This window comes from Delftia sp. CH05, from assembly GCF_009827015.1.
GTDB classification, from domain to species: Bacteria; Pseudomonadota; Gammaproteobacteria; order Burkholderiales; family Burkholderiaceae_C; genus Comamonas; species Comamonas tsuruhatensis.
This window is the reverse complement of sequence record NZ_WUMG01000017.1, coordinates 42909-67253: the sequence shown is the minus strand read 5'-3', so window position 1 is coordinate 67253 and position 24345 is coordinate 42909. Positions and strand designations below refer to the sequence as shown.

Annotated in this window: 33 protein-coding genes and 1 tRNA gene; 18 read left to right on the top strand and 16 right to left on the bottom strand. The window is 62.5% G+C overall.

Features of this window, described 5'->3' with window-relative positions; genetic code table 11:
• Positions 1-757: 757 nt before the first annotated feature.
• On the bottom strand, positions 758-1102 hold the full coding sequence (locus tag GRX31_RS31105) for an IPTL-CTERM sorting domain-containing protein (RefSeq protein ID WP_227472676.1): 345 nt from the start codon (positions 1100-1102) through the stop codon (positions 758-760).
• Positions 1103-1778: 676 nt separating this feature from the next.
• Positions 1779-2057: a hypothetical protein gene (locus GRX31_RS15450; protein ID WP_160853447.1), complete on the bottom strand. Its 279-nt coding sequence runs from the start codon at positions 2055-2057 to the stop codon at positions 1779-1781.
• Between the two features lie 333 nt (positions 2058-2390).
• On the opposite strand from GRX31_RS15450, the gene GRX31_RS15445 reads away from it, so the two are divergent.
• Complete coding sequence (locus GRX31_RS15445) at positions 2391-3422, top strand: YaaC family protein (RefSeq protein WP_160853445.1); 1032 nt, start codon at positions 2391-2393, stop codon at positions 3420-3422.
• Positions 3423-3461: 39 nt separating this feature from the next.
• Here the strand turns inward: GRX31_RS15445 and GRX31_RS15440 are convergent, their stop codons facing one another.
• The 9 genes from GRX31_RS15440 to GRX31_RS15400 all read right to left on the bottom strand — a co-directional run bounded on the left by GRX31_RS15440 (position 3462) and on the right by GRX31_RS15400 (position 8057).
• On the bottom strand, positions 3462-3782 hold the full coding sequence (locus tag GRX31_RS15440; protein WP_160853443.1) for a hypothetical protein: 321 nt from the start codon (positions 3780-3782) through the stop codon (positions 3462-3464).
• Positions 3783-3865: 83 nt separating this feature from the next.
• Positions 3866-4432 carry a nuclease domain-containing protein gene (locus GRX31_RS15435; RefSeq protein WP_160853441.1) on the bottom strand — a complete coding sequence of 189 codons (567 nt, stop codon included), beginning with the start codon at positions 4430-4432 and terminating at the stop codon, positions 3866-3868.
• Entirely contained in the window at positions 4432-4932 is a 501-nt protein-coding gene (locus GRX31_RS15430; RefSeq protein WP_337193923.1) for a recombination protein NinB, read from the bottom strand. The genes GRX31_RS15435 and GRX31_RS15430 overlap by 1 nt, the downstream gene beginning before the upstream one ends.
• Complete coding sequence (locus GRX31_RS15425; protein WP_160853437.1) at positions 4925-5371, bottom strand: hypothetical protein; 447 nt, start codon at positions 5369-5371, stop codon at positions 4925-4927. Before GRX31_RS15425 ends, GRX31_RS15430 begins: the two co-directional genes overlap by 8 nt.
• The gene (locus tag GRX31_RS15420; protein ID WP_160853435.1) at positions 5368-6078 is read right to left on the bottom strand and encodes a hypothetical protein; all 711 of its coding nucleotides are present in this window, start codon (positions 6076-6078) and stop codon (positions 5368-5370) included. The genes GRX31_RS15425 and GRX31_RS15420 overlap by 4 nt, the downstream gene beginning before the upstream one ends.
• The gene (locus GRX31_RS15415) at positions 6075-6278 is read right to left on the bottom strand and encodes a hypothetical protein (protein ID WP_160853433.1); all 204 of its coding nucleotides are present in this window, start codon (positions 6276-6278) and stop codon (positions 6075-6077) included. Before GRX31_RS15415 ends, GRX31_RS15420 begins: the two co-directional genes overlap by 4 nt.
• Positions 6275-6814 carry a hypothetical protein gene (locus GRX31_RS15410; protein ID WP_160853431.1) on the bottom strand — a complete coding sequence of 180 codons (540 nt, stop codon included), beginning with the start codon at positions 6812-6814 and terminating at the stop codon, positions 6275-6277. Before GRX31_RS15410 ends, GRX31_RS15415 begins: the two co-directional genes overlap by 4 nt.
• Before the next feature lie 3 nt (positions 6815-6817).
• Positions 6818-7750: a DUF1376 domain-containing protein gene (locus GRX31_RS15405; protein WP_160853429.1), complete on the bottom strand. Its 933-nt coding sequence runs from the start codon at positions 7748-7750 to the stop codon at positions 6818-6820.
• Positions 7728-8057, bottom strand: a complete 330-nt coding sequence (locus tag GRX31_RS15400) for a hypothetical protein (protein WP_237426688.1) — start codon at positions 8055-8057, stop codon at positions 7728-7730. Before GRX31_RS15400 ends, GRX31_RS15405 begins: the two co-directional genes overlap by 23 nt.
• Positions 8058-8362: 305 nt before the next feature.
• Between GRX31_RS15400 and GRX31_RS15390 the strand changes: the two genes are divergently transcribed.
• From GRX31_RS15390 to GRX31_RS15325, 16 genes are all read left to right on the top strand, one after another.
• Complete coding sequence (locus GRX31_RS15390) at positions 8363-9193, top strand: S24 family peptidase (protein ID WP_160853425.1); 831 nt, start codon at positions 8363-8365, stop codon at positions 9191-9193.
• 4 nt (positions 9194-9197) lie between these two features.
• On the top strand, positions 9198-9536 hold the full coding sequence (locus GRX31_RS15385) for a hypothetical protein (RefSeq protein WP_160853423.1): 339 nt from the start codon (positions 9198-9200) through the stop codon (positions 9534-9536).
• Positions 9537-10111: 575 nt separating this feature from the next.
• Entirely contained in the window at positions 10112-10453 is a 342-nt protein-coding gene (locus GRX31_RS15380; RefSeq protein ID WP_160853421.1) for a hypothetical protein, read from the top strand.
• Between the two features lie 13 nt (positions 10454-10466).
• A complete protein-coding gene (locus tag GRX31_RS15375) occupies positions 10467-10676 on the top strand; it encodes a hypothetical protein (protein WP_160853419.1) in 210 nt (69 codons plus the stop codon).
• Positions 10673-10831 (top strand): hypothetical protein, encoded by a 159-nt coding sequence (locus tag GRX31_RS30570; protein WP_202396596.1) that lies wholly within the window; start codon positions 10673-10675, stop codon positions 10829-10831. Before GRX31_RS15375 ends, GRX31_RS30570 begins: the two co-directional genes overlap by 4 nt.
• Positions 10832-10915: 84 nt before the next feature.
• Positions 10916-11671: an ERF family protein gene (locus GRX31_RS15370; protein ID WP_160853417.1), complete on the top strand. Its 756-nt coding sequence runs from the start codon at positions 10916-10918 to the stop codon at positions 11669-11671.
• A 38-nt stretch (positions 11672-11709) separates the two neighbouring features.
• Complete coding sequence (locus GRX31_RS15365; protein WP_237426687.1) at positions 11710-12762, top strand: hypothetical protein; 1053 nt, start codon at positions 11710-11712, stop codon at positions 12760-12762.
• 170 nt (positions 12763-12932) lie between these two features.
• Positions 12933-13220: an H-NS histone family protein gene (locus GRX31_RS15360; RefSeq protein ID WP_160853413.1), complete on the top strand. Its 288-nt coding sequence runs from the start codon at positions 12933-12935 to the stop codon at positions 13218-13220.
• A gap of 517 nt (positions 13221-13737) precedes the next feature.
• Complete coding sequence (locus GRX31_RS15355) at positions 13738-14028, top strand: H-NS histone family protein (protein WP_160853411.1); 291 nt, start codon at positions 13738-13740, stop codon at positions 14026-14028.
• A 208-nt stretch (positions 14029-14236) separates the two neighbouring features.
• Positions 14237-14932 (top strand): HNH endonuclease signature motif containing protein, encoded by a 696-nt coding sequence (locus tag GRX31_RS15350; RefSeq protein WP_160853409.1) that lies wholly within the window; start codon positions 14237-14239, stop codon positions 14930-14932.
• 347 nt (positions 14933-15279) lie between these two features.
• On the top strand, positions 15280-15462 hold the full coding sequence (locus tag GRX31_RS15345) for a hypothetical protein (RefSeq protein WP_046238126.1): 183 nt from the start codon (positions 15280-15282) through the stop codon (positions 15460-15462).
• 14 nt (positions 15463-15476) lie between these two features.
• The gene (locus tag GRX31_RS30565; RefSeq protein ID WP_202396595.1) at positions 15477-15800 is read left to right on the top strand and encodes a hypothetical protein; all 324 of its coding nucleotides are present in this window, start codon (positions 15477-15479) and stop codon (positions 15798-15800) included.
• A complete protein-coding gene (locus GRX31_RS15340; protein WP_046238089.1) occupies positions 15791-16078 on the top strand; it encodes an ogr/Delta-like zinc finger family protein in 288 nt (95 codons plus the stop codon). Before GRX31_RS30565 ends, GRX31_RS15340 begins: the two co-directional genes overlap by 10 nt.
• Positions 16075-16314 carry a hypothetical protein gene (locus GRX31_RS15335; protein ID WP_160853407.1) on the top strand — a complete coding sequence of 80 codons (240 nt, stop codon included), beginning with the start codon at positions 16075-16077 and terminating at the stop codon, positions 16312-16314. Before GRX31_RS15340 ends, GRX31_RS15335 begins: the two co-directional genes overlap by 4 nt.
• 59 nt (positions 16315-16373) lie before the next feature.
• Positions 16374-17321: a phage Gp37/Gp68 family protein gene (locus GRX31_RS15330; RefSeq protein ID WP_160853405.1), complete on the top strand. Its 948-nt coding sequence runs from the start codon at positions 16374-16376 to the stop codon at positions 17319-17321.
• Between the two features lie 192 nt (positions 17322-17513).
• The gene (locus tag GRX31_RS15325) at positions 17514-18572 is read left to right on the top strand and encodes a tyrosine-type recombinase/integrase (RefSeq protein WP_160853403.1); all 1059 of its coding nucleotides are present in this window, start codon (positions 17514-17516) and stop codon (positions 18570-18572) included.
• Between the two features lie 25 nt (positions 18573-18597).
• On the opposite strand, the gene GRX31_RS15320 is transcribed toward GRX31_RS15325, so the two are convergent.
• The 5 genes from GRX31_RS15320 to tolB all read right to left on the bottom strand — a co-directional run bounded on the left by GRX31_RS15320 (position 18598) and on the right by tolB (position 22291).
• Positions 18598-18673 (bottom strand) — tRNA-Lys (locus GRX31_RS15320).
• A gap of 68 nt (positions 18674-18741) precedes the next feature.
• A complete protein-coding gene (locus GRX31_RS15315) occupies positions 18742-19569 on the bottom strand; it encodes a tRNA threonylcarbamoyladenosine dehydratase (protein WP_160853401.1) in 828 nt (275 codons plus the stop codon).
• Positions 19569-20351 (bottom strand): tol-pal system protein YbgF, encoded by a 783-nt coding sequence (gene ybgF, locus GRX31_RS15310; RefSeq protein ID WP_160853399.1) that lies wholly within the window; start codon positions 20349-20351, stop codon positions 19569-19571. Before ybgF ends, GRX31_RS15315 begins: the two co-directional genes overlap by 1 nt.
• Entirely contained in the window at positions 20351-20893 is a 543-nt protein-coding gene (gene pal / locus GRX31_RS15305; RefSeq protein WP_016446824.1) for a peptidoglycan-associated lipoprotein Pal, read from the bottom strand. The genes ybgF and pal overlap by 1 nt, the downstream gene beginning before the upstream one ends.
• A 78-nt stretch (positions 20894-20971) precedes the next feature.
• On the bottom strand, positions 20972-22291 hold the full coding sequence (gene tolB / locus GRX31_RS15300) for a Tol-Pal system beta propeller repeat protein TolB (RefSeq protein WP_016446823.1): 1320 nt from the start codon (positions 22289-22291) through the stop codon (positions 20972-20974).
• A 189-nt stretch (positions 22292-22480) separates the two neighbouring features.
• Here tolB and msbA point away from each other — a divergent pair, with 189 nt between their 5' ends.
• Complete coding sequence (msbA, locus tag GRX31_RS15295) at positions 22481-24298, top strand: lipid A export permease/ATP-binding protein MsbA (protein ID WP_016452860.1); 1818 nt, start codon at positions 22481-22483, stop codon at positions 24296-24298.
• The last annotated feature ends 47 nt before the right edge of the window (positions 24299-24345 follow it).

Here is a 24345-nt window from a genome sequence, read left to right as displayed (position 1 = left end):
GGCACCGGTCTCGCCTTGAATACCCTGGGGACCCGTCGCACCCACATTGCCCGAAGCTCCTGTGGTGCCGGGGACACCCTGGACGCCTTGTATACCCTGCAAGCCCTGAGGACCCTGCGGACCTATGGCACCGGTATTGCCCGTGGGGCCGGTGGCACCCGTGGCGCCCGTCGCACCTGTTGGGCCTGTCGCTCCTGTCTCACCAGTAGCGCCCGTCTGACCCGTGGCTCCCGTCACGCCCGTGGCGCCTGTCGGCCCCGTTACGCCTGTCGCTCCAGTAACACCTGTCGAGCCCGTGGCTCCCGTCGCCCCTGCGCCTGTAGGACCCACGGGACCGATAGCCCCTGTGGCGCCCGTGGGTCCTGTTGCCCCCGTCGCACCCGTGGCTCCTGCGCCAATGCCTGGAGCGCAATGCACCAGTTGTCCCGTCAAGCCATCGACACACAGCAGCTGGCTGCCAGTGGCTGTATCGGCCGGCAAAGCCGGAACCACGACTTCACCTGTGTTCTGTACACGCAGACGCTCGGCCCCTGCCGAATTTTTGATAATGAAATTTCCGCCTGGAGGCATGGTGATGCTGACATCAGCAGCGTGCGCGACAGGCGCGAGGAAGCCAGCGCTCAGGCACAAAGCAAAAATCAGGCGAGAAGGTACGTTGATTTCTTTACGGGACATAGTTCAGCTGCCGTTGAGATAAAGCACTTGGGCACCCTGCGCCAGACCTACGAGCCCAGGATGAAGAGAGAGAATGAACAGCTCAGAGTGTTGTACGGCTACGACGTTGGCGAGCCAGGGCCAGTCCACCAAGCATCAAGCTCATCAACATCAGCCCATAGGTACTGAGCGTGGGAATGCTTGCCGGAGAAGTCACCACCGGTGCCCCGATCTGCACATTTCCAGGTACGGCGCTACCGCTGGGATTCGACAACGTGGCGCCAGGCCCCATCGTGACGACGGCAGTGCCAGGGCCAGACGAAGTCAGCACGACCGGCCGACCAGGAGTGCCCAGAGTCAGCGTTCCAAGAACCGTCAGGTTGGTACCCGCCGGCAAGACGATGGTGGGCGGGGTGGCTGTGGTGCTGATCAGCGTGAGATCTTTCACGATGATGTTTCCACTCAGTTGAAGAACAGAACCGGGCGCACAGCTGTCCGACAGGACCACGCTGCTGGCTCCCAAATTCAGAGGGACGGTGCTCGTAAGGTCCCCGCTGACGTTCAGTTGCCCCCCTGTCCCAGTGACCGTAGCTCCTGAGTCGAAAGCGAACGAGCCGGTGTCAAAACTCCCCGTACCCAAAGTCAACTCGCCCTGCATGATGACCGCCGTGCAAGGAAGCTGAAAAGAGCCCCCAGCAAGATCAATGCTGCTCCCCGGCGGCACGACCATCTGCCCCCAAGCCGATCCACACACCGCTGCGCTCAGAACCAGCGAAGCAACGCCCCGCTTACCAAGTCCTACCATTTGATGATCTCCGCGACGGGGCGTCATGCCCCCTAATTTTCAAGCGGGCATGCAACCTCCCTGGTGCACGCCCGAGCGGCACGATCATCAGATACAAAATAGCATTTAGTTAACAAAAATTAACAATTGATAGCATCGTTTCATTTACCGAAAACTATTAATCATTAGTATGCTACCGAACTGGGGCACACGTCGGATGCCAAGAATGAAAAAGCCCTGGCCGGTCTGGCACAGGGCTTCCTTGGTCAAAACACGGGAGCGCAGCTCCCGCAGCGCCCTCCCCTCATAGCAGAGAGGCAGGCTTCCTCTATCTGCGCATCTACAGGCGGCGCGCGGCGATCTGCAGGCGCTCGGCCAGCGTGGGCTTTGCAGCCAAGCGCTCTGCCGTTCCAAACAGACCGTCGCGGCCTGTTGCCGCCCGCGCAATCAGGGCCGTACCCAGCGCACCGCTCACCAAGCGGCCAACGCCACTTTCCGTCCGCCGCGCGTGGCGCAGCGCCAAGAGGCCAGCACCGAGCACCAACCAGTGCTCTCCTGTGAAACCCTTGCGAGAGTCATCCCACTTGCGCAGGTCCTGGATCTTTTCTGAAATCGCCATTCATTGCTCCTGTTTCTTCAGAGCTTTCATGGTGGACCAGCAACGGGCTGCAGGCTGTCGGCCTCAAAGCAAGATTCCGGTGACGAGAGTCCTACGGGCACACCGCAATAGCCGATCCTGTACGCATGTCCCGGCTTTCACTGCGGAGCCTGCTTCTGTTCCTCGCCTATTCATCCGAAGCCGGCAGGGTGGGGACAGCGCTTCCAGCATCAACTTTTCAATGATCAGGCCGGATCTTAAACCCTTATACCATTCACAAAAATTCAATTGAATAGAAATCATGTAAGATCAGAGATCTAATTCTTATGCTACTTCTAAGAAAGATGCGTATCCATGGAAGAAAGACAAAATTGGGAACAATTATCTCTATTTGAGAGCACAGATTATGTAAGAAAATGGTATAAGAGAAGACACAAGTATGAGCTTAATTTGCAAAGAAGCAGAGAGATAACCTCCAACTTCACACAAGCTAAAGAATATTTTGCCAGCAGCAAAAATTCAGCCACTACAGTAAAGCCACTTCTATTATATTATGGAGTCCTGTCCCTGAGTCGAGGACTAATCTTACTTTTAGATAAAAACAAATCAGAATCCAGCATGGCACAAAGTCACGGACTGGAAGTGGTTAAATGGAGAGAAACCCTCTCAAAGCCAAAAAATAGCGTACTTGATCTAAAAATAAGGACTACAAAAGGAACATTCAGAGAACTGGTATCGGCGACCACAAACATGGAGTTCGTCTCCGTAGTCAACATGCCCGATCGCAATGCAGGCATGTATCATTACGAATTCAAACGACCTCTATTTGCAGGTGACGACAATGTCCAAATTTCCCTGGACGATTTATTGAGTCGAAGCTCACGACTTTTAGGAATGTATTCGGAGTGCACTGGCAGAAATGAACGGGCCCATCTGGGCCAAATTTTGTCATTCCAAACCCATGCTGAGGTCTGCATAATCCAATCTCAGGATATGTGCAAAGACCTTTTAATAGCAGGAAAGAGACTGCCCGAAATGGAGTCGAAATTTAACTCAATAGATAGTCGATTCCCCATACCAACACTCAACTTTACTGTCAAAGGAAACGACTTCAACGATATAAAGCAGCATTTACCAATAATAAGTCATCAATCAGGGCCAATGCAATATATTATTGAGGACTTTCCGAATGGAGATATAATGTCAACATTATTAAGAATGTTCTTGCTGTCATACTATATGGGAATGCTTGTAAGATACTTTCCTTCCCACTGGATTGCATTAATTCAAAATCAAGTTGGAGATACAATACAGCCACTACTATTAGCAAGCGTTACGGATATACAAGTAAATTTCCCCAAACTTGTCCATGGAAGGCTTGGATAAAGTCAATAACTTCAGCTGCCACAGGCAATAGCAACCTATTTATTTAATTGTTAACCCCTGAACTTCACCATTCAGTCGGTAACGTAACACAGGTTTACGCCCTGGCAGCTCCGTGAGCCGGCTTTCCACCTGCCCCTCACGCACCAGGTACAGGAGGGCCCAATCGATTTCCCCCTTGCTGCGGCCCAGGGCCAGGACCAGCTCAGCATGGAAAAACCAGCGCCCGGGGGCCTGGCGTAGAAACCGCAGCAGCACGTCGGTGCCACTGCCCGGGCGGATGACGCCCGCAGGACGCGGGTTGTTGCGCCGCGTGCCCTCCTCCTCCTGCCGACCTTCCAACTGGCCAGCCATCCAGTCCATGCAGCTCAAGCGGGGCCACCTTCTTGTTGTTGCGTGTCGTCGCGGTTCGTCTTCGCGGCCATGGTTTCCAAGATGGTCCTCTTTCAAAAATCCAGAATCGGCGTGGCGTTGAGCAGGCCCAGCGCCCACAGCACAGCGGCGCGGTCGCGGGCATCGGTGTCGGGAGCACCGGCCAGCGCACGCCATGCCAGGACCTGGCGCAGGTGCGCGGCCATGAACGCGGCTTCCTTGCGCGCGGCCGGTGCAGGCCCCTGGTCCAGCCAGGAATGGCACGCGGCACAGCCCCAGGCGCTGTAGTGGTCGTCTGCCTTCCTGCGGTCGCCCTTCCCGTGGATGGACAGATTGCTGTGGCAGCAGACGACGGTGGTGCTGTCGTTGGTGCAGATCCCCGGTACCAGCAGCAGGCACTGCTGGCCCTTGGCCAAGGCGCGCAGGCGCAGGTTGCGCTGGGCCACGGTCTTTGGCGCGGGCACGACCTGGTGCTGGTCGATAACCGCCACAGTGGCAGCGCGCGGTCGGGCCTCGGCCATGGCGCGGGCGGCGCGGGCCTCCAGGCGCTGCTCGCGCGCCAGCTCGTGAGCAGCATGGGACGCAGGAGCGGCCCGCCGGCGAAACCCTGCCCCGCCGAACTTGAAGGCAGTGCGGCGCATCAGGAGCACACCCCGCCAATCACCTCGCCCGTGTCCGGGTGGGTCTGCTCGCGCTCCCATTGCTCAAAGGTCGCAGGGAACTCCACGTCCAGGTCGTTGATGGCGTGGGCCATTACGCGGTCAATCAGGTCCCCGTACTCGCGCACGCCCAGGCTCTCCGTGCTGATGCGCTCCTGCGTGGTGGTCGTGGCGCCGCTGATCGGGTCGTGGTGCGTCACCGCACGGCTGCCCAGGTACTCGGCGCGGAAGTGCTCCTTCCACGTGGCTTTCGAGTGCCGGCGGCCGTCGATGACCACTTGGCGCGCGATCTCGGCCAGCACGAAGTCGTGATAGAAGGTCCGCTGCCTGTCGGTCTTGGCGTCCTCGTGCAAGCGCACGAACACCTCCAGGCGCCGGCCGGCCTCCCACTGCTGCATGCACCAGGGCGCCACGCGCTGCAGGAAGTTGGCCCGGGCCTGCTCAGGGCCGTCCCAATGGGCGTGCAGGGCGATTTCAGCCACGGCCACCTCCCCGCAGATCCGCAGCGCGGCGGTAGGGCCAGGCCACCATGGCCGCGTCACGGCTGTGCTCGTTGCTCGGGCCCGTCCAGCCCGTGACAGCCGCGAAGCGCCGCGCATCCAGCTTGCCGCCCTTCCCTGCCGGGCTGATGCCGTGGGCCGGGATGCCCAGGTCTGCGCAGTGCGCCGTGATGTCCGCACAGCGCGCGTCCACCTGGCCAACATTGCGCGCCATCTTGGCGCTGGCAGCGCCGGTCTTGCCGCGCGTCCAGGTGTGCGACTGCAGCCGGCTGTCTTCGAAGACCACGCGCGACGGCATGCGCGCGGCCAGCGTGCGCTCGATGTGGTGCGGCGGGATCGTCAGCAGCTCCACCAGCTGGCCGTCCACGAAAACGGCCACGCCCGTGTTGGCTCCGGGGTCCATTCCAAGGATCACAGTCATGCCCGCGCCCTCCCCGGGATCAGCGCGGTGAACATGCCGCCCTCCTCCCGCCACGTCTCGTTCCTGCGGATCTGGCCGATGGTGGGCTTCGATACGCCGTAGCGCTCTGCCAGCACAGTCTCCGATTCCGCGCTCGCACGGATGGCCCGCACCTTCTCGATGGTCAGCTTGCCGCGCGCTGCCTGTTGTGCGCGGGCAATGCGCAGCTTGGTCAGCGGCGTGAGGCTGCGGCCGCGCGCTTTTTCAGCGCGGGTGCCCAGCTTCATGTGCTCATAGGCCACGCATGCGGGGTCATCGCAGGCCGCACGGACTGTCTGCTGCAGGCCCAGCGGACCCCGCTTGATCGTCCAAACCACGCGGCGGGCTGCCGTGGGTGGGCCGTCCGGCCCGAAACGCACCATCGGGCCACGGCGCGGGTCGATGTAGCCGGTCCAGATCAAGCAGCCGTCCAGGGTGCGACGGCATTTGCCCTCGATCAGCTGCAGGCGCAGCTCGTCGGACATCACCCAATCGGCGGCCACGTAGTGAGGGAAACGGTCCAACTGAATCAGGCGTATGCGCCCTTCGGACACGAGCGCGTCAATGATGGCGCGTAGCTGGGCGCGTGCCGAATCTGACATGGTGCCGGCCAGGGCAGCGTACTGCACAGGGCCGGCTTCAATGGTGGCCAGCACCTGGTCGCGGGCAAATTCAAACCTGCGGGTCATTGGGAATTCCTGAGCGAGAAGTGATACACGCCGAACCCATCGGGGCCGGTGCTTTCGGGGCGGACGCGGCCGGCGCGCACGGCTGCCTCGGCCTCCACCTGGTCGACGGAGATTTCGCGGCCCTGCTGGACCGCGTAGAAGCGGAACCCCGGCCGGTAGCGCAACACGGCGCCGGTCTTGAGCAGCTGCAGCAGGGTCATCGCGGCCAGCCCTCCATGCCCAGGGCCTGCATGGCGGCGCGGATGGCCGTGCGCGTCAGCGTCTGGTCGCCGGCCTGCACGCGCGCCACGATGCGGCGGGCCCAGTCCTTGCCGTCGCCGTGCGGCTCGATCTGCACGTGCAAAGGCGCTGCGTTGGGCGCCGGCAGGGCCAGCAGGCCCAGCTCCTGCGCCCAGGTCTTGCGCGGCGTGGCGGCCCGGCACATGGCCTCGAATTGCGGCAAATGCGGCGGGTAGTCCGGGTGCTCTGCCGTCAGGCGCGCCACGGCGGCCTCGATCACGTCCGGCGCGTACTTGGCCAGCGTCGTGCGCCAGACCCGCATCGCGGCGCGCACGCCCAGGTCGCGGCCTTGGTCGTCCAGCACGCCCGTGGCGAATTTGCTCAGGAACAACGACCCGTAGCAGCCCTGCATCACGAGGAACAGGTTCTTCACGGCCGGGTTCGCGGCGGCCTGGTCCGCCGGCTCTCGCGCACCATCGCGCAGCGCTGCCGGTGCCAGCGCGGAAATTTTCTGCATCGCTCAGTCCCCCACGATGGCCGCATACGCGGCGCTGTGCTTGTTGCTGCCCCGGGTGGCGCGCTCGCCCTTCTCCCGCATGCAGGTCGCCTTCAGGTACTCCACGGGGTCCGCCGGCCGCGCCACGACCGCAGCACGCACGGCATCGACCACGATCTGGTCGCCGTAGTCCTTGACCAGCTTTCCCACGAACGAGCCGCACTGAGCCGGCGGCAGGCCTGCCTGGGCCAGCAGGGACTTGCCCGCACGCCACAGCTCGTCCTTCGTCATCTCGCCCGGCGGCTTGGCGGCGGTGCCGCCCGTAGCGTTAGCTACGGAATAAAGAGTTCCCTCTCCCTCTCCCTCTCTGTTCCCTCTAAGAGCGTTTTCCGCTGGAACTTGGCCGGAAGTCGCACCGTTTTCCGAGCGATTTCCGGCGGAAATCGCTTGGGGCTCCGGCGGAATTCCGTGGGGGTAGGCGCCGGAATTCCACTGCTCCGGCGTTGGAATTCCGAACAGGGGCTTGCCGGATTTCTCCCGCGCCTTGTTCTCTTTCCGCAGGCGGTCCAGGAACTTTCCGTAGGCGTGCCGCCGCTTCGCCGCGCCCGCAGCCACGGCCTTCTCAGCGATCACGGGGTGGTACAGACGGCCATCGCTGCACTTCACGAAGCCAGACAGGGCCTCGGCCCGCACCTTCTTCCATTCACGCACGCTGATCGGCATGCGGCCGTAGCCGGCCAGGTTGGCCAGCTCCACATCGTCATCGGGCAGCGAGGCAGCGGGAATCTGGTGCCAGGCCGCGCACCACAACAGCACGCCAGCGCGGAACGCATCACCGTTGGGGGTCGATGCAAAACGCGAGTCGCGCAGGCGCCGAACATCCAGCTCCATGTACGGGAAGTCGCTCAAGTCGCAGTCAGCGGGTACGAGGGGTTCAGGAAGCTGTTGCTCGGGCATTCCCCACCTCTTCCTCGGCCGCAGGCAGACCAAAGGTCTCCGGCGGGGCTCCAAGCGCTTCCACCATCAGCGGATTGCCGCGCAACTGGCGCACGATCAAACTGGCCTCATGCAACGCTTCTTTCACATGCTCTTCCAGCAGCGCCTCGATGTAGGCCGGGCGCTCCATGCCCTTGGCACGGGCCAGTGCGTCAAGCACGCGCAGGGTGTTGGCATCGCACTGCTGCCGCAGCTCCATGGTGTCGGAGCAGCTGGTGCGGCCCGTGCCGCGAGCGAAGGCGATCAAGCGACGAACCGCTTTATTCATGGACGCCTCCAAGACGAGCAGCAGAGTCTCTATCGCAGTCAAGATGGCCTGAGAGCTTGTCTTGGGAAGTCAATGATCCTGGGCAGGCTGTCCTGCGCAGGTAAGCCCAGTCGACCTCAGGCCGTATGTCTTCGCAACGGACAACGCCACCTGACTCACGATCGATAGCAATGCACAGACGTTCACCTATGCGTTGCCCCTTGCTAGCAGCCTTGCGAAGGTAGCCCTCGCTCGTGTTGCACCGTGCGACGAAGGCCTGTCTTGCAGCCTTGGGAAGGCTGTTGAGGTAGATGAGAAGTTTGTCCATGCCGCATTATTACCATTTGGTAAATTCTGCGCAACACCTTTTGGAGATTTACCTTAAGGTAATCAAAAATGCAACCATGGCAACAATTTCCGACGCGGCACTACGCGACACAGAAAACAGGCGGGTACGGCTACGCCAGTGGATCGATGAGCATCATCGAGGTGTTCAGGCGGACTTCGTTGCGGCTCATCAACTAAACCAAGGCGAGATATCGGGCCTGCTACGAACGAAGTCTTTTGGAAGTGCTAAGGCCAGGAACCTCGAAGCGAAGGTGGGAATGCCTGAGCACTATCTTGAGCAGCGACCATCAGGCACCTCCTTGGAGACCAAGCAAATTGCTTCTGGACTATCTCGGATAGCCTCACCGCCGGTGGACATCACAGCTTTCCACTCACAACCGCCAGCCGATGGTTATGCCCGGCTCCCTGTGCTTGCTGAGGCATCTGCTGGACCCGGAAGACACCCCCTCCAAGAGGTTGTCCGTCATGTGGATGTGCTTGAGAGCTATATAAGGCAGAAGCTGAACGCCAATCCCCGAAATCTGAAGGTGCTTACCGCTCGCGGGAGTAGCATGACTGGTCAAATTGAGGACGGTGATGTCATGTTTGTGCAACCGACCAATGAATTCACTGACGATGGCATCTATATTCTTACCCTGGATGATCTCTTGCGCGTCAAGCGCTTGAGCGTCTCAATCGCCAGCGGTAATGTTCTGATCGAGAGCAATGATGGGCGCAGACCAGAAGAGCTACCGCTCAAAGAGGTTCCACATCGTTTACACATTCAGGGCCGTGTGCTGGGATCTTGGTCTTTAAGAAGTTTTGCATAGATAAATGAATACCTTGGAACTGACAATGTTGGGCGCCGGCGCCTTCTCATACGCTCTGCTCACCTTTAACTCTGTCGCAGAACAGCGTGGCTGGCCAACAGGACAGATGTTTGCCTCACAAAAAGCCGGCACTGTCGGCCTAATCTGTGGCGTACTGCTTTTGTTTTGCGGCGCCTACCATGTGTACATCGGTACCGGCTGGTGGCCCCTGGGCCTGCTCGTTGGCGGGTGGATCGTAGGTGGTCCAATCGTTTCACTTTTGGCAGGACGCTTCAGTGGCCTAGCCTCACTCGTGCTTGCCCCCGTTCTCACAGCGGTGGCAACGTTTGCCGCGCCGATGTAGCAACGACCACACACCCACAACTATCTTCACAGCCCGCTAAGCGGGCTTCTTTTTTGAGAAAAAATTTACCATTTGGTGTTGCAAAGTAAATTACTGTTTGGTAAATTTCATCCGTCGACAGCGATTTCACTGCCGACGGGCGCCACCAACATGCCGCCCTCGTTCATGCAGCCGCACGGCTGGGTAAACACAGGCACCGCGGGCGGCAGCGGGATACAAAAGGTCGTCGGCGCACTGCCTCACTGAACCAGCCTCTGCTCACGCAGGTAAGCGCTGCCGGGAGACTGGGACAGGCCCCGCAGAACCCTGAGCTGGGGGGATTGGAGAAATACGGCTTGAGGCATGCACTGGGATGCCAAGAAAAGAAAAGCCCAGAACAACACGCCCACCGGAGCGCATCCGGAACGCCCTCACAAGAGGGCCATCACGCTGGCACCCTTTCCCAGGACGCCGCCGCGATGGAGCCGGAGCCATCCGGCAATCTCAACCTTTGGAGTGGGTTCTGACCTGGCTCCATCGACCCACCCACAAGGGCCTGCAGACGCAGGCCCTTTTCATTTCTGGAGGCCCAGCCTATGAATGCACGACTCCCCTCTATCTGCTGGGCCTCAGTGGCCGCTGCGGAGAACGCGGCGCGCTACGACCGCGCCGAGACAGAAGACTCCGAACTGGACACCTACGTCCGCGAGTACTACGGCCCGCCCTTCACTGCCGAGTTTGTGCAGGAGGCCCTGCAGGCCGCGCAGTACGGGCTGGCCCAGCAGATCGCCGCCGCCAGCGAGCGCATGGGCCAGAGCCTGAACCCCGAACACCCGCAGCTGACCGTCATGGGCATTTCCATGGACGAGTGGCTGCGGGCCTATGCCCGCCAACGTGCCCGCGAAGACATCGCGGACCTTCAACGAAACCGCCACTGATCGAGGAGCCACCATGCACCAACGTGACGAAATCCCGGACCCGCCGCCGATGGCGTGGCTGATTGCCATGCTGCTGGGCATCAGCCTGCTGTGCCTGCAGGCAACGCTGGACGATGAGCCCGGCAAGGCGCCGCCCGCCACCGTCAGCGCGCTGGCGTGCCCTGGCATGCATGCGGAATGGCTGGACGAGAGGCAGGTGGAATGCCACCGCGAAAAGCCATGAATCTGGCTGATCTGACCGACGCCGAGAAGGTGCCTCTGCTGCTTGAAATGCTTGAAGAGGCAGGGGAACAACTGGACCGTGCGTGGCCCGCCGGCGGGCGCCGCTACCTGTCCGCCGTCCGCGAAATACGCGGCGATCCGGAAGACCCGGAATGACCGCCCGATGCACCAGGCGCTGCGCCGGTGCCGACCATCGCCCGCTGCTGCGGGCTTTCTTTTTCCATCACCTGCGAGGTTTCCATGAACGCTGTTTCAAAGACCGAAGCGGCAGCCATTGACCTGATGCCGACGACAAACGCCGCGCCTGCTGCCCTGGTCATGTCCCCTGCTGCGCACTTCCTGCTGACGCTCCAAGAGCGCGGCGTGCCGCCCGAGCAGATCGAAAAGCTGATGGATCTGTGGGAGCGTGGGGAGCGCCGAGAGGCCGAGAAGGCCTACAACGAAGCCTTGGCGGCATTCCAGGCCAAGAACATCCGCATCGTGAAGCGCAAGGTCGTGGACTTCCCCACAGCCAAGGGCAGGACCAGCTACATGCACGCCGAACTGGACGACGTGGTGCAAGCCGTGGGCCCGGAGCTGTCCGCCCATGGCTTCTCGCGATCCTGGGAGACCAGCCAGGCGGGCCGCGACATCACCGTGACCTGCTGGCTGCGGCATCGCCTGGGCCACAGCGAGAAGATCTCGATCACGGCCCAACCCGACGAGACAGGCGGCAAGAACGCCATCCAGGCCATCACTTCCACCACGACCTACCTGCAGCGCCACACGCTCAAGCAGATCACGGGCGTGGCCGAAGCCGGCGAGGACGACGACGGCCAGGGCGGCGCGACCGCACCACTCACCACCCTGGCTCAGGGCTGGGTGGACTACATCATCAGCGTGCGCGGTACCGACAAGTTCGCCGAGGCCTGCGTGGAGGGGCGCAACGCCCTCACCGATGACCGTCCAGGTCTCATTGCTTTCAATGCTGCCGCCGCCTCCAGAGGTGCCCCATGAGGGAAATCCTGTTCCGCTGCTCGAGCATCGGCAGATTGATGACCGCGCCCGCGAGCATCGACCCCGCGCTGATCACGCCCGAGGTCGAGGCCATCCAGGCCAAGAAAGAGCGCACAGACCAGGAAAAGGCCCTGCTCGAAGACCTCAAGCTGCGCACGCTCAGCGAAGGCGCCAAGACCTATATCCGCGAGCTGGTGCGGCAGGACATATGGGGCGTGGACTTCAACTTTTCGAGCAAGTACACCGAGAAGGGCAAGGCTGTGGAAGCGGAAGGCCTGGCACTGCTGAACCGTGTGCGCGGACTGGCCCTGGTCAAGAACACCGAACGGCGCAGCGACGGCCAGATCACGGGAGAAGCCGACACCGTGGACTTGGGGCCGCGCCGCTGCGGCCACGACCTGAAATGCTCCTGGAGCCTGCAGACCTTCCCGGCCTTTGTGCGCGACTGCGAGGACGCCCTGTATGCCTGGCAGATGCGTGGCTACATGAGGCTGTGGGACCTGAACCGCTGGGAGGTGAACTACGTAATGGTCAACACGCCAGAGGATCTGCTGAGCCAGCACGAGCCGCAACACCTCCACCTGGTCGAGCACATCCCCGAGCACATGCGCCTGACTACCTGGGCCATTGAGCGCGACCGTGCGTTGGAGGCGCAGATGGACGTGAAGCTGGAACTGGCCCGGATCTACTACACACAGTGCATCGCAGAATTCGCGGCCACGCATCCGGCCCATGGTCTGCCCGCCGCTTCGCCAACTGCGCCCTGGCAACCGCCGTTGGAGCTGATCGATACCCAGCAGCCACCGCGCGTGCTTGGCCACGTGCAGGATGATGGTCGCGCCCTGATGCTGCCCGAGCAGCCAGCAGCGCCCGCCGCGCCTCAAGAGACGGCACCTGCGCTGAACATCGGGCAGATCAACAAGCGCCTGGGCATCTTCGACGTGAAGGCCACCACGGCCGCGGCCCTGGGCATTCCCACAGTCAAAGACCGCAGCGCCGTGCACCTACCGGCCAGCAGCTTCACGGACTTCTGCAATGGCCTCATTGCCCACATTGCCGACGTTCGCGACAGCTACCAGGTACAGCCATGAGCCTTCGCAGCGTTTTCCTTGGCCTCGCAGGCATGAGCCTGTTGGCCGACAGCATTGGCTTTGCCGGTGCATTCCTTCTGGCGGCTGCAATTGCTGCATGACCAGAACTTTTCATCCATGGCCCTACCAAATGAAGGGCCCACTTTTCGAAACCCTACCGGAGAAAAACAATGAGCGAATACAAGACCCTGCTGCAGCAAAAGGCCGAGCTGGATGCACGCATCGCGGAAGCGATGAAAACTGAAAAAGCAGGCGCGGTGGCAGAAGTTCGCATCCTGGTTCAGCAGTACCAGCTGACAGAGCAAGACGTTTTTCCTGCTCGCGGCGGTGTGAAGTCAAAGGGCTCTGTGGGAGAACCCAAATACAGGAATCCCGCCACCGGCTCTACCTGGACTGGGCGTGGCAAGCCGCCACACTGGATTTTGGGGAAAGATCGCGAACAGTTCCTTATTAGCTGAGGCTAGAAAAATCAAGTGGGTATTTGCACTAATGCTCTACCCCCTTTTGCTGAACCGAATCCATCCGCTCACTCTGCAGAGGCATGCCGGCAGCTGATGACACATGCCAGAGAGTAGCGCCGACCTGCAGCAAAACAGCGAGTCGAGCGTCATAGTTCCTACCAGCTGGACACATTTCACTTATCACCTGGGCAACCGCAAGAACAGCCTCAGCTGGGGAAATTTGTGACCCCAGGTTAGCTAGCTCAATGATTGCACTGATGCTTTCTTTGCGATCCATTTTGACTCCATGGGTAGCAAGCTAAATGCAACCTTAGGCGTTCATTTCATCATCGCCAGCCAGCCGGCCACCACGGTTGCAATCAGAAACATATAGACAAACTATATCAAAACGATAAAATGATAGCCGTAAATTCGTTAGCTCAACACTAGTAATAATCTCAATAATTATTGATTGATAATTAAATATCAATATATTTATATAAATATATAATTATCTAAGAACCAAAGAAACAAGATGACTGACTACGAGACCCTTCTGCAACATAAAGCCGAGTTGGATGCACGTATCGCGGCAGCGATGAAGACTGAAAAGGCCGATGCGGTAGCAGAGGTGCGCCTTCTGGTCCAGCAGTACCGGCTGAGCGAGCAAGATGTATTCCCTTCGCGCGGCGTCATACAGAAAGGCCCCCTGGGCGAGCCCAAATATCGCAACCCCACCACCGGGGCCACCTGGACAGGCCGGGGTAAGCCGCCGAACTGGATCGTGGGCAAGGACCGCACGCCCTTTCAGATCATTCCCTCCTGACCCTCGAGGCATGAGCGAGGGGCCGCGCGGCGCCCTCCCTGATTTCTCCTCCTTCCAAAGCCAGCCACCAAGCTGGCTTTTTTCGCCCCGAGGAACCCAACCCCATGGCGACAAAGCACGTCATTTCAGTATCTGGCGGCAAGGACAACACAGCCGTGCTGCTGCCCACCTTACGGACTTTACGAGTGACCCGGAAAGGCCAAGGCTCATGACCACCACGACGATAGCCTCCAGTTGGACACCGCATCAGATTTCCCAACTGCGCGCCCTGTACCCCGACACGCCTACCAACCATGTCGCCCAGGTCCTGGGCTACAGCACGTCAACGATCTACCGCCAAGCTGCGGCCTTGGGGATCAAGAAATCCCAGGCCTTCAACGACAGTGAGCACAGCGGCCGAATCAGGCGCGGCAGGAATGACCCTCGCATGGTAGCCACGCAGTTCCAGCCAGGCCTCACGCCATGGAACAAAGGCGTGCCAGGATCGACCGGCCACCACGAAAACACCCGCGCAACGCAGTTCAAGGCGCGCCGGCCCGAAGAGTCCCGGAACTACTTGCCCATTGGCAGCCTGCGCGTCACGCGCGACGGGATTCTGGAACGCAAGATGACCGATGACCGTCGCATCGTCCCCGCCCGACGCTGGACAGCTGTGCACCGGCTCGTCTGGGAGGCCGCGAACGGCGTTGTGCCAGAGGGTCACATCATCGTGTTTCGGCCGGGCCAACGCACCACGCAGGAGGCCGAAATCACAGCTGATCGCCTCGAATGCATCAGCCGCGCCGAGAACGCGCGCCGCAACCATGCCGCCCGCAAGTCTCCCGAGCTGGCCAAGCTGGTCCAGCTCAAGGGCGCCATCACCCGCCAGGTCAACCGAATTGCAAAAGAGAGCCAACCAAAATGAGCACCCCGCACATCACCCTCGTTCGCCAGCAGTTGCTGGACACGCTGACAGATCTTCGCAACCGCGATCAGCCTATGGACGTAGACCGCGCCCGAGCAGTGGCTCAGGTCGCCTCTGTGCTGGTGGACACAGCCAAGGTCGAAGTGGAGTACTTGAAGGTCACACACTCGGACCGGAGCGACTTCCTCGAACCACTGCCCACAGCCCCACAGTTGCCGGCCCCCAGCAGCACGCCAACAGCTCACAACCCCTTCCCTACGTCGGCCCGCCACACCCTCGCCGGCTAATCGACCACCTCCACCATGCACCGGCCCGCCTTGCGCGGGCCGCTTCGTTTCTGCATCTACATGTCCAAGTCCTCACCCCCGAAGCCCTACACACCTCCCAGCAACTGCTACCAAGGCACGGAGCTGCAACCGCATCCAGGCTTGCCTGCCTCGCGCTTCTATGCATTCACGCTGCCCAGCCGCGTGGGCGGGCATCTGTACTACCCCGCGCCCGCGCGCCGCATCGAGCCTTTCGCAGCCTGACCAGGAGCCACACCATGACGATGATCAACACCCCTCTCGTGCTGCTGGCACAGCAGTGCGGCGCCACCTTCCACACGCCAGGCCCGATGCGCGCGATTCGCGGCATGGCCTTCACCTTCGACCAGCTGGATGTACTGGCCGAGCGCCTGCGCACCGAGCCCTGCCATCGCGCCGCAGCACCTGGTGCTGCCGTGAGCGCTTTCCGGGAATACCTGGCCGTCCATCCCGCGCTGCAGCTGGGCGGCCAGGCCATGGACGACATGGCCCTGGAACTGGCCAGGGTCGCCCTCAGCCTCACCACCACCGACACTGTGAAGGAGCATGCCCCATGCGCATGATGTGCCCCCACTGCGAACGGCCGGCATACACCCGGACCAGCATGCAGCTCACAAACACGAGCCGCGAAACCATATTTGTGTGCAAGAACTTCTATTGCGGCCACGTCTTCTCGGCGGTCACAGAGATCAACCGCACGCTCAGCCCCAGCGCAATCCCAAATCCCATGGTGATCCTGCCGATGAGCACGCACATCAAGCGCAAACTGCTGCAGACCCAGCTGGATGCCATGCCTTCGTCCCATTTCGACGGACGCCCACATGAGGCAGCCGCGACATGAGCAGGTCGAACATTGAGGAAGCGTTCCATCTGGCCGGGTCAATCTACGCCGCCGGCCTGCTCGCCCGCGCCGTGGTTGCCATTCAGGGCCTGAAAGACGCCGCCAGACTACCGGAGCACGAGGGTCAGGGCATCACCATACCTGCAGCGGCCTGGCAGGCCTTTGCCGAGCAGCACACCAGCGTGCTGCAGGAGATCCAGCTTCAGGGACTCAAGGCCCCGGACCTGCCCCACTGACCCATCACCACATCAACCACGCCCCGCCACCGAGCGGGGCGTTTTCATTGGAGAAACGCATGTCCCAGGACAGCAAGATCGAATGGACTGACCACACATTCAACCCATGGGAGGGTTGCCAGCGCGTAGGGCCTGGTTGCGACCACTGCTATGCCGAGACGCGCAACGCGCGCTACAGCGGAGGCCAGGCCATCAACTGGGGGCCGGGCGCGCCGCGCCGCCGCACAAGCGTGTTGAACTGGAACCTGCCGCGCCGGTGGAACGCGCAGGCAGAAGCGTTCCAGGCGCAGCACGGCCGCCGCCAGCGCGTGTTCTGCGCGAGCCTCGCTGACGTTTTCGATAACGCAGTCAGCCGTGAATGGCGCGATGACCTGGCAGCCCTGATCCTGGACACCGCGGACCTTGACTGGCTCCTCCTCACCAAAAGGATTGGGAACGCGGGTGCCATGCTGGGCGAAATGTTCCTCGACGGCCCGCCCGCGAACGTCTGGTTGGGTGCGACGGTTGTCAACCAGGCCGAGGCCGACCGGGACATTCTCAAGTTGCTCCGCATCCCCGCGTCCGTGCGCTTCTTGTCGATGGAGCCGCTGCTCGGTCCGGTGTCGTTCGAAGGCTTCTTCGCCAACCCCAGCAATATTGCAGACGGCACCAACGCGCTGGAGGAACTGGACTGGGTGATCGCTGGCGGCGAGAGCGGCCCCGGCGCGCGGCCCACGCATCCCAACTGGCACCGTGAACTGCGCGACCAGTGCGAAGCCGTGGGCACGCCGTTCCTGTTCAAGCAGTGGGGAGAGTTTGCGCCGGCCCTGTCCGGCCTCTACTTCCACCCGCTGGAGGGCGGCCCGCAGTTTCGGCCCCGAGTTGCTGACCAGACCACCCACGACTTCGGCGACGGCTATGGCGCCGTGCGCATCGGGAAGAAAGCGGCCGGCCGCGAGTTGGATGGCAAAACCTGGGACGAATTCCCTGTTCTGCAGCACACAGCCTTGCGAAAGCCCCATGAGTGAAACCGCGCTCACGCTCAAGCAAGCCGCCCAGCGGCTGCAGGTTTCCTACGGCACCGTCTTCGAAAGGCGGCACGAGATCGCCTTTCGCCTACCCGGATCGCGCATATGGCGCGTCTGGCCATCCGCCCTTGCCGCCCTCAACAAACCTCGCAACAATGTCACCCGGCTATCGTTGCGGAACCAGGATAGTGAATGCCCATCCGCAAAGATCAAACTTCCGGAATCTGGTGGATCGATCTACGCACGCCAAGCGGCGAAAGAGTTAGACGATCTTCTAAAACGACCGAGCGCAAGGCAGCTCAGGAATACCACGACCGCCTGAAGGCGGAGATGTGGCGGCAGGACAAGCTGGGGGAACAGCCGCAGCGGCTTTTTGAGGAAGCTGCCGTTCAATTCCTCCGTGCCTCTGCCGGACAGAGCGACTACGACACCAAGGTTCGGCACGTCGCGTATTGGCGCACCGTCTTCGGCGGCAGGCCCATCAGCTCTTTAACAAGCGACGTGATCCTTGACAACCTGCCCACGCACTTCGTGCGCCACGGCTCCACTATGCAGCGACCTACGTCGCAGAGCACCAAGAATCGGTACATCGCCACCCTGCGGACCCTTCTCAACATGTGCGAGAAGATGCAGTGGCTGGGCCGTGCACCCATTCTCAGCAACTACCGGGAGCCAGCGGTTCGCATTCGGTTCCTGACCCGCCAGCAGGCCCGCGCCTTCATCATGGCCTTGTCTCAGGACTGGATGCGGGACATCTGCCGCTTCGCCCTTGCCACTGGTATGCGAAGCGCGGAGATCCTCACGCTGACCTGGGACAAGGTGGATCTCAAGCGCTCGACGGCGTGGGTCAGCGCCGATGCATCCAAATCGGGCTCCGCGCGAGTGGTGCCGCTCAACAGCGAAGCGCTGGACGTGCTGAATGCGCGCCCCAAAGGCGTCAACGTCTTCACGCGGCCTACCGGGACACCTGTGAAGCAGGTCGATGCGCGAATTCTTGCCCGGGCCTTCGCCGCAGCCGGTGTCGAGAATTTCCGCTTCCATGACCTGCGGCACACCTGGGCGAGCTGGCATGTCCAATCCGGCACGCCCCTGTTCGTCCTGAAGGAGCTGGGAGGCTGGAAGACGCTGGAGATGGTGAAGAAATATGCCCACCTGGCGCCGGAGCACCTGGCCCAGTACGCAAACGCGGTCATGTTTTGGTCAGAGCAGACCACCGAGGACAAGAAAAAAGCCCTTACGCTTGCGGCGTAAGGGCTTGATTTTATTGGTGTTTATTTGGTGGGTCCTGCGAGATTCGAACTCGCGACCAACGGATTAAAAGTCCGCTGCTCTACCGACTGAGCTAAAGACCCGAACCACGCTTTGCATGCATCAGATGCTGCTCAGCGAAGACATAGATTCTAGCACCAAATTTTACGCCTCAATTCTTGATGCGGCTCAGTTGATCGATGACCCAGCCTGCGGCGCACTGGCCGAAGGTGGCGGTGACGGCTACCACCGAGCCGTAGCCGTGGCAGTTGAGCGTGCCGTCGCCTTCGATGGCGCAAGAGGCATCGGGCGGGGCGACGGCCTCGCGGCTGAAGACGCAGGCGATGCCGATGCGCTTGCCTTCCTTGGGTGCGCCATGCTCGCGGCGCAGGCGGTAGCGCAGTTGGGCCAGCAAAGGGTCGTGCGTGGTGGCGCTGAGGTCTTCGATGTCCACCTTGTGCGCCAAGCGCTTGCCGCCGGCCGCTCCGACCGAAATGAAGCACTGGCTCGTGGCGCGCGCATGGGCGGCCATGGCAGTCTTGGCCTTGACCTGGTCACAGGCGTCGATGACGGCGTCCGCGTTCTGGGGCAGCAGGCGCAGCCAGTTGTCCGGATCCACGAAGTCGTCGATGCAGTGCACGCGGCAGGCCGGGTTGATCTGGGCAATGCGCTCGCGCATGGCTTCGATCTTGGCCTGGCCCACGGTGGTGGAGAGCGCGTGAATCTGGCGGTTGATGTTGGACTCGGCGACATGGTCCATGTCGATGAGTGTGAGCTCGCCCACACCGCTGCGCGCCAGCGCCTCGGCGGTCCACGAACCTACGCCGCCGATGCCCACCACGACGACGTGCGCGGCGCGGATGCGCGCGGCGCCCGGCACGCCATACAGGCGCTCCAGGCCGCCGAAGCGGCGCTGCAGGTCGGCATCAGAAAAAACAGCGCCTGCTTCAGGCGCTGTCTTGTCTTCTCCCGCAGGGGATGAAGAGACCGTGTCGTTCATCACTTGAGACTGGCGAGACGGTTCTTGGCCGCGGCTGTGGCTTCGGCGTTGGGATAGGCCTTGATCAGGTCTTCCAGCGTCTTGCGCGCGCCCTTGGTGTMCTTCATCTCGATCTGGCAGTTGGCGATGGACAGCGCCGCCTCCGGCGCCCGGCCATGCATGGGGGCTGCCGCCAGCAGCGCGCGGAAGTTGGAGATCGCGTCCTTGTAGTTGCGATTGGCGTACTGCGCGTTGCCCAGCCAAAAGCGTGCCGAGGGCACGTAGCCGCTCTTGGGCCACTGGTTCAGGAAGGACGAGAATGCCGTGCCGGCTTCGGCAAAGCTGCCTGCGCGGAACTGCGCCAGCGCGGCTTCGAAGTCGCGCTTCTCTGCCGGGTCGGCCGCGAATTCCTGGCCGTCCACCGTCACCGTGACCGGCTCGAACTGGCGCAGGCGCTCGTCCACGCCCTTGGCGATGTCGCGCTGGCCGCGCTGCAGCTCGGCCACATCGCGCAGCAGCTGCTCGTTCTGGCCGCGCAGCTTGGCTTGCTCGGACTTGAGCTGCTCGATCTGCGACTGCAGTTCGAGCAGGCCACGGCGCGTTTGCGCGCTTTCCTCGGTCATGCGCTGCTGCGACTGCTGCATGCTGTCGACACGCTGGCGCATTTCGAGGATGGCGCGGCGCGCCTCGTCATCGCCGAACAGCGCGGCATGGCCGCTGGCGGCGTAGCAGACCATCAGGCCGGTAGCCAGCAGCGTGCGCAGCGCGGTGCGATGCAGGATCGGGGAGCGCTGCATGTTCATCAACGGTAGGACAGTTCAGCGCGGCGGTTTTGCGCGTAGGCGTCTTCGGAATGGCCTTCGGAGGCAGGCTTTTCCTTGCCGTAGCTCACGGCTTCCATCTGCGCGTCGCTCACGCCCAGCAGGCCCAGCGAGCGGCGCACGGCTTCGGCGCGCTTTTGGCCCAGGGCCAGGTTGTATTCGCGGCCGCCGCGCTCGTCGGTATGGCCTTCGATCTGGACCTTGCGTGCAGAAGACGCCTTCAGGAAGCGTGCATGGGCTTCGATCTGGGGCTGGGCGTCGGCCTTGACGACGTAGCTGTCGAAGTCGAAGTAGACGATGCGGCTGACGCCCTGGGGACCTGCCTTGTCGGCAGCCGAGCCGGTCAGGTCCACGCCCGAGATGCCGCTTTGCGAGGTGCTGCCGGTGCCGGCACCGCTGCCCTGGCCCGTGCTGGAGGCGCCCGCGTCGGTGACCGGGGTTTCGTCGAGCTTGACGCCCGAGCTGCAACCTGCCATGAGTGCGGTGACTGCAAGTGCCAGGGAAAGTCGTTTGATGGTGATCATGAAAAATCTCCGTATGTCCGGATGGACTTCGTGCTGAGTTGACTTGTTGACTGAAAAGAAATCGAGGAAGCCGGGCTATCACTGGCGCTGGAACGGACCCCAGTCGGGCTCGCGGATGTCTCCGCCCTGCCCTGCCAGCCGCGCCTTGATCTTGCCGTCCAGCGTGGTGGTCATCAGGGACTCGCGGCCCTGCTGCAGCGTGGCGTAGACGATCAGGCGGCTGTTGGGAGCGAAGCTGGGGCTTTCGTCCGCCGTGGTGTCGGTGATGGCATTCACGGTGCCGGTGCCCAGGTCCATGACGTGGAGCTTGAAGCCGCCGCCCACGCGCGAGATGTAGGCAAGCCACTTTCCATCGGGGCTGACACTGGGCGAGATGTTGTAGTTGCCGGTGAAGGTGACGCGCTCCGCGCTGCCGCCGGAAGCCGGCACCTTGTAGATCTGCGGGGCGCCGCCACGGTCGCTGACGAAGTAGATGGAGCGGCCATCGCTGGAGAAGTTCGGCTCGGTGTCGATGCCGCTGCTTTGCATCAGGCGGCGGGGCTCGCCGCCCTGGGCGCTGATCAGGTACAGCTGCGAACCACCATCACGGCTGAGCGTGACGGCCAGCGAGTTGCCATCGGGAGCCCAGGCCGGCGCGCTATTGGAGCCCCGGAAGTTGGCGACCAAGCGACGGCGGCCGCTGGCCACATCGTGCACATAGACCACGGGCTTGCGCGACTCGAAGGACACATAGGCCAGCTGGGTGCCGGTGGGCGACCAGGCGGGCGAGATGATGGGTTCCGGGCTGGACAGGGCGGACTGCGCGTTCTCGCCATCGGCATCGGCCACCCACAGGCGGTAGTTGCTTCCTGCCTTGGTCACGTAGGCGATGCGTGTGGAGAACACGCCTTTCTCGCCCGTGAGTTTCTCGTAGATGTAGTCGGAGATGCGGTGGGCCACCAGGCGCAGGTCGCCGGTGGTGACGGCAAAGCCCTGGCCGCCCAGGTCCTGGCCCTTGACCACGTCCCAGAGGCGAAAGCGCACGTCGTAGCGGCCATCGGCCAGGCGCGTGATGCTGCCCACGGCCAGGGAATCTGCGCTTTTCTGGCGCCACATGGCGACATCGGGGCGCGAGGTTTCATCGAGTTGCACGCCGGCCGTGTCCACGGCGCGGAACTGACCGCTGCGCTCCAGGTCGGCCTGGATGATGGCCGAGATCTTCTGGGGCGCCTGCCCTTCTCCCTTGAATGCTGCAATGGCGATGGGCAACTGGGTCAGGCCCACGCCCGTCACTTCGACGCGGAACTGGGCCAGCGCGGGAATTGCAGGAGTGGAGGCAAGAGCGGCCAGCAGGGTTCGGCGCGAAGGGCGCGGCACGGCCGCCAGGGAGGAAGGAGAAAGGAGTCGGTCAATAGTCATTGGCATTCATCAATATCTACGGGAAGACCCCGGTACTTGCACAGGTGCGAATGTTACACACACTGGATGCGTCACGATGTAAGAACGTGCACTGTAGGGTCTGTCGGCCCAGGCTTTGTCGATCCCCGCCAGCCGCATCGGTTCCCCATGGGGCAGCCCCAGGCAAGCCCGCCGTAAAATCCGCGCTTCATGCACGCACCATCCTCACCGCCGCCGGCCCCTGCGCCGTCCGCCGCACCGGCGGCCCATGATCTCGCCAGCACCCTGACCCTGTCGCAGCGCCTGAAGCGCCTGTCCCCCTATTTTGGTGGTCAGCGCCTGGCCTGGACGATGGCCGTGGCCGCCACGCTGGTGGGTGCGGTCACCGAGCCGTTGATACCGGCATTGCTGCAGCCGCTGCTGGACAGCGGCTTCACCGACGGCACGCTGCCCCTGTGGTCGGTGCCGCTGGCCATCATCGGCGTGTTCCTGGTGCGGGGCCTGTCGCAGTTCGTGGGCCAGTACGCGCTGGCGCGCATTGCCAACGAGGGCATGCTGGCGCTGCGCAGGCGCCTGTTCGAGCGGCTGCTGGCGGCCGACATGGCCTTGTTCTCGCGCCAGTCGGCCTCATCGCTGTCCAACACCGTGGTCTATGAGGTGCAGACCGGCTCCACCCTGCTGGTGCAGGCCATGCTGGGCATCTCGCGCGATGGCTTCACCCTGGTGGCGCTGCTGGGCTACCTGCTGTATCTGAACTGGCAGCTGACGCTGGTGGTGGCCGCCGTGGTGCCGGGCGTGGCCTGGATCATGAAGACGCTGTCGCGCCGCCTGTACCGCATCACCAAGATCAGCCAGGAAGCCACGGACTCCCTGGCCTATGTGGTGGAGGAGAACGTGCTGGCCCACCGCATGGTGCGCCTGCATGGCGCGCAGCAGGGCCAGCAAAAGCGCTTTGGCGGCCTGAGCGGGCAACTGCGCAAGCTGGCCATCAAGGCCACCATCGCCTCTGCGGCGATGACGCCGCTGACCCAACTGCTGGCCGCTGCTGCCCTGTCGGCCGTGATCTGCATCGCGCTGTGGCAAAGCCGGGGCACGGGAGCCGCCGCGGCCAATGTGCAGGATGTGACGGTGGGCAGTTTCGCGGCCTTCATCACGGCCATGCTGATGCTGATTGCCCCCATCCGCCGCCTGGCCGATGTGGCCAACCCCATCACGCGCGGCGTGGCGGCGCTGGAGCGGGGCCTGCATCTGCTGGAGGGCTCGGGCGACGAGACCGGCGGCACCCAGGTGCCCGGCAAGGCGCGTGGCGAGATCGAGCTGCGCGACGTGTCCGTTCAGTTTGGCGAGGACAAGGCGCCCGCCCTGAGCCATGTGGACCTGCGCGTGCGCCCGGGCGAGGTAGTGGCCCTGGTCGGCCCCTCTGGCGCGGGCAAGACCACGCTGGTGAACCTGCTGCCGCGCTTTCTGCAGCCCACGGATGGGCAGTTGCTGCTGGACGGCACCCCCCTGCCCGAATGGGATCTGGCCGCCCTGCGCCAGCAGTTCGCCATGGTCAGCCAGGACGTGGTGATGTTCAACGACACCATTGCCGCCAATGTGGCGCTGGGTGGCGTGGAAGACGAGGCACTGCTGTGGGCGGCGCTGGACGCCGCCAACCTGGGCTCGCACGTGCGCGGCCTGCCCCAGGGCCTGCAGACGGTGGTGGGACACAACGCCAGCCAGCTGTCCGGCGGCCAGCGCCAGCGGCTGGCGATTGCGCGGGCGCTGTACAAGGATGCGCCGGTCCTGATTCTGGACGAGGCCACCTCGGCACTGGACAACGAATCCGAGCGCCTGGTGCAGGAGGCGCTGACACGGCTGATGCAGGGCCGCACCACGCTGGTCATCGCCCACCGGCTGTCCACCATCGAGCATGCCGACCGTGTGGTGGTGATGGAGCGCGGCCGCATCGCCGAGCAAGGCACGCATGCCGAACTGCTGGCGCGCGACGGGCTGTATGCCAGGTTGAGCAGGAACCACGCCACCTGAGCGGACAGGATTGGGGGCGGCCACGCCGCTTTCGCTTGCGGCTTGCA

What these genes read in the sequence shown, in the direction of transcription:
- GRX31_RS15450 (WP_160853447.1), bottom strand. Translation starts at nt 2,057, where the DNA reads ATGGCGATTTCAGAAAAGATCCAGGACCTGCGCAAGTGGGATGACTCT.
- GRX31_RS15445 (WP_160853445.1), top strand. Translation starts at nt 2,391, where the DNA reads ATGGAAGAAAGACAAAATTGGGAACAATTATCTCTATTTGAGAGCACA.
- GRX31_RS15440 (WP_160853443.1), bottom strand. Translation starts at nt 3,782, where the DNA reads ATGGACTGGATGGCTGGCCAGTTGGAAGGTCGGCAGGAGGAGGAGGGC.
- GRX31_RS15435 (WP_160853441.1), bottom strand. Translation starts at nt 4,432, where the DNA reads ATGCGCCGCACTGCCTTCAAGTTCGGCGGGGCAGGGTTTCGCCGGCGG.
- GRX31_RS15425 (WP_160853437.1), bottom strand. Translation starts at nt 5,371, where the DNA reads ATGACTGTGATCCTTGGAATGGACCCCGGAGCCAACACGGGCGTGGCC.
- GRX31_RS15420 (WP_160853435.1), bottom strand. Translation starts at nt 6,078, where the DNA reads ATGACCCGCAGGTTTGAATTTGCCCGCGACCAGGTGCTGGCCACCATT.
- GRX31_RS15415 (WP_160853433.1), bottom strand. Translation starts at nt 6,278, where the DNA reads ATGACCCTGCTGCAGCTGCTCAAGACCGGCGCCGTGTTGCGCTACCGG.
- GRX31_RS15410 (WP_160853431.1), bottom strand. Translation starts at nt 6,814, where the DNA reads ATGCAGAAAATTTCCGCGCTGGCACCGGCAGCGCTGCGCGATGGTGCG.
- GRX31_RS15405 (WP_160853429.1), bottom strand. Translation starts at nt 7,750, where the DNA reads ATGCCCGAGCAACAGCTTCCTGAACCCCTCGTACCCGCTGACTGCGAC.
- GRX31_RS15400 (WP_237426688.1), bottom strand. Translation starts at nt 8,057, where the DNA reads ATGAATAAAGCGGTTCGTCGCTTGATCGCCTTCGCTCGCGGCACGGGC.
- GRX31_RS15390 (WP_160853425.1), top strand. Translation starts at nt 8,363, where the DNA reads ATGCCGCATTATTACCATTTGGTAAATTCTGCGCAACACCTTTTGGAG.
- GRX31_RS15385 (WP_160853423.1), top strand. Translation starts at nt 9,198, where the DNA reads ATGAATACCTTGGAACTGACAATGTTGGGCGCCGGCGCCTTCTCATAC.
- GRX31_RS15380 (WP_160853421.1), top strand. Translation starts at nt 10,112, where the DNA reads ATGAATGCACGACTCCCCTCTATCTGCTGGGCCTCAGTGGCCGCTGCG.
- GRX31_RS15375 (WP_160853419.1), top strand. Translation starts at nt 10,467, where the DNA reads ATGCACCAACGTGACGAAATCCCGGACCCGCCGCCGATGGCGTGGCTG.
- GRX31_RS30570 (WP_202396596.1), top strand. Translation starts at nt 10,673, where the DNA reads ATGAATCTGGCTGATCTGACCGACGCCGAGAAGGTGCCTCTGCTGCTT.
- GRX31_RS15370 (WP_160853417.1), top strand. Translation starts at nt 10,916, where the DNA reads ATGAACGCTGTTTCAAAGACCGAAGCGGCAGCCATTGACCTGATGCCG.
- GRX31_RS15365 (WP_237426687.1), top strand. Translation starts at nt 11,710, where the DNA reads ATGACCGCGCCCGCGAGCATCGACCCCGCGCTGATCACGCCCGAGGTC.
- GRX31_RS15360 (WP_160853413.1), top strand. Translation starts at nt 12,933, where the DNA reads ATGAGCGAATACAAGACCCTGCTGCAGCAAAAGGCCGAGCTGGATGCA.
- GRX31_RS15355 (WP_160853411.1), top strand. Translation starts at nt 13,738, where the DNA reads ATGACTGACTACGAGACCCTTCTGCAACATAAAGCCGAGTTGGATGCA.
- GRX31_RS15350 (WP_160853409.1), top strand. Translation starts at nt 14,237, where the DNA reads ATGACCACCACGACGATAGCCTCCAGTTGGACACCGCATCAGATTTCC.
- GRX31_RS15345 (WP_046238126.1), top strand. Translation starts at nt 15,280, where the DNA reads ATGTCCAAGTCCTCACCCCCGAAGCCCTACACACCTCCCAGCAACTGC.
- GRX31_RS30565 (WP_202396595.1), top strand. Translation starts at nt 15,477, where the DNA reads ATGACGATGATCAACACCCCTCTCGTGCTGCTGGCACAGCAGTGCGGC.
- GRX31_RS15340 (WP_046238089.1), top strand. Translation starts at nt 15,791, where the DNA reads ATGCGCATGATGTGCCCCCACTGCGAACGGCCGGCATACACCCGGACC.
- GRX31_RS15335 (WP_160853407.1), top strand. Translation starts at nt 16,075, where the DNA reads ATGAGCAGGTCGAACATTGAGGAAGCGTTCCATCTGGCCGGGTCAATC.
- GRX31_RS15330 (WP_160853405.1), top strand. Translation starts at nt 16,374, where the DNA reads ATGTCCCAGGACAGCAAGATCGAATGGACTGACCACACATTCAACCCA.
- GRX31_RS15325 (WP_160853403.1), top strand. Translation starts at nt 17,514, where the DNA reads ATGCCCATCCGCAAAGATCAAACTTCCGGAATCTGGTGGATCGATCTA.
- GRX31_RS15315 (WP_160853401.1), bottom strand. Translation starts at nt 19,569, where the DNA reads ATGAACGACACGGTCTCTTCATCCCCTGCGGGAGAAGACAAGACAGCG.
- pal (WP_016446824.1), bottom strand. Translation starts at nt 20,893, where the DNA reads ATGATCACCATCAAACGACTTTCCCTGGCACTTGCAGTCACCGCACTC.
- tolB (WP_016446823.1), bottom strand. Translation starts at nt 22,291, where the DNA reads ATGACTATTGACCGACTCCTTTCTCCTTCCTCCCTGGCGGCCGTGCCG.
- msbA (WP_016452860.1), top strand. Translation starts at nt 22,481, where the DNA reads ATGCACGCACCATCCTCACCGCCGCCGGCCCCTGCGCCGTCCGCCGCA.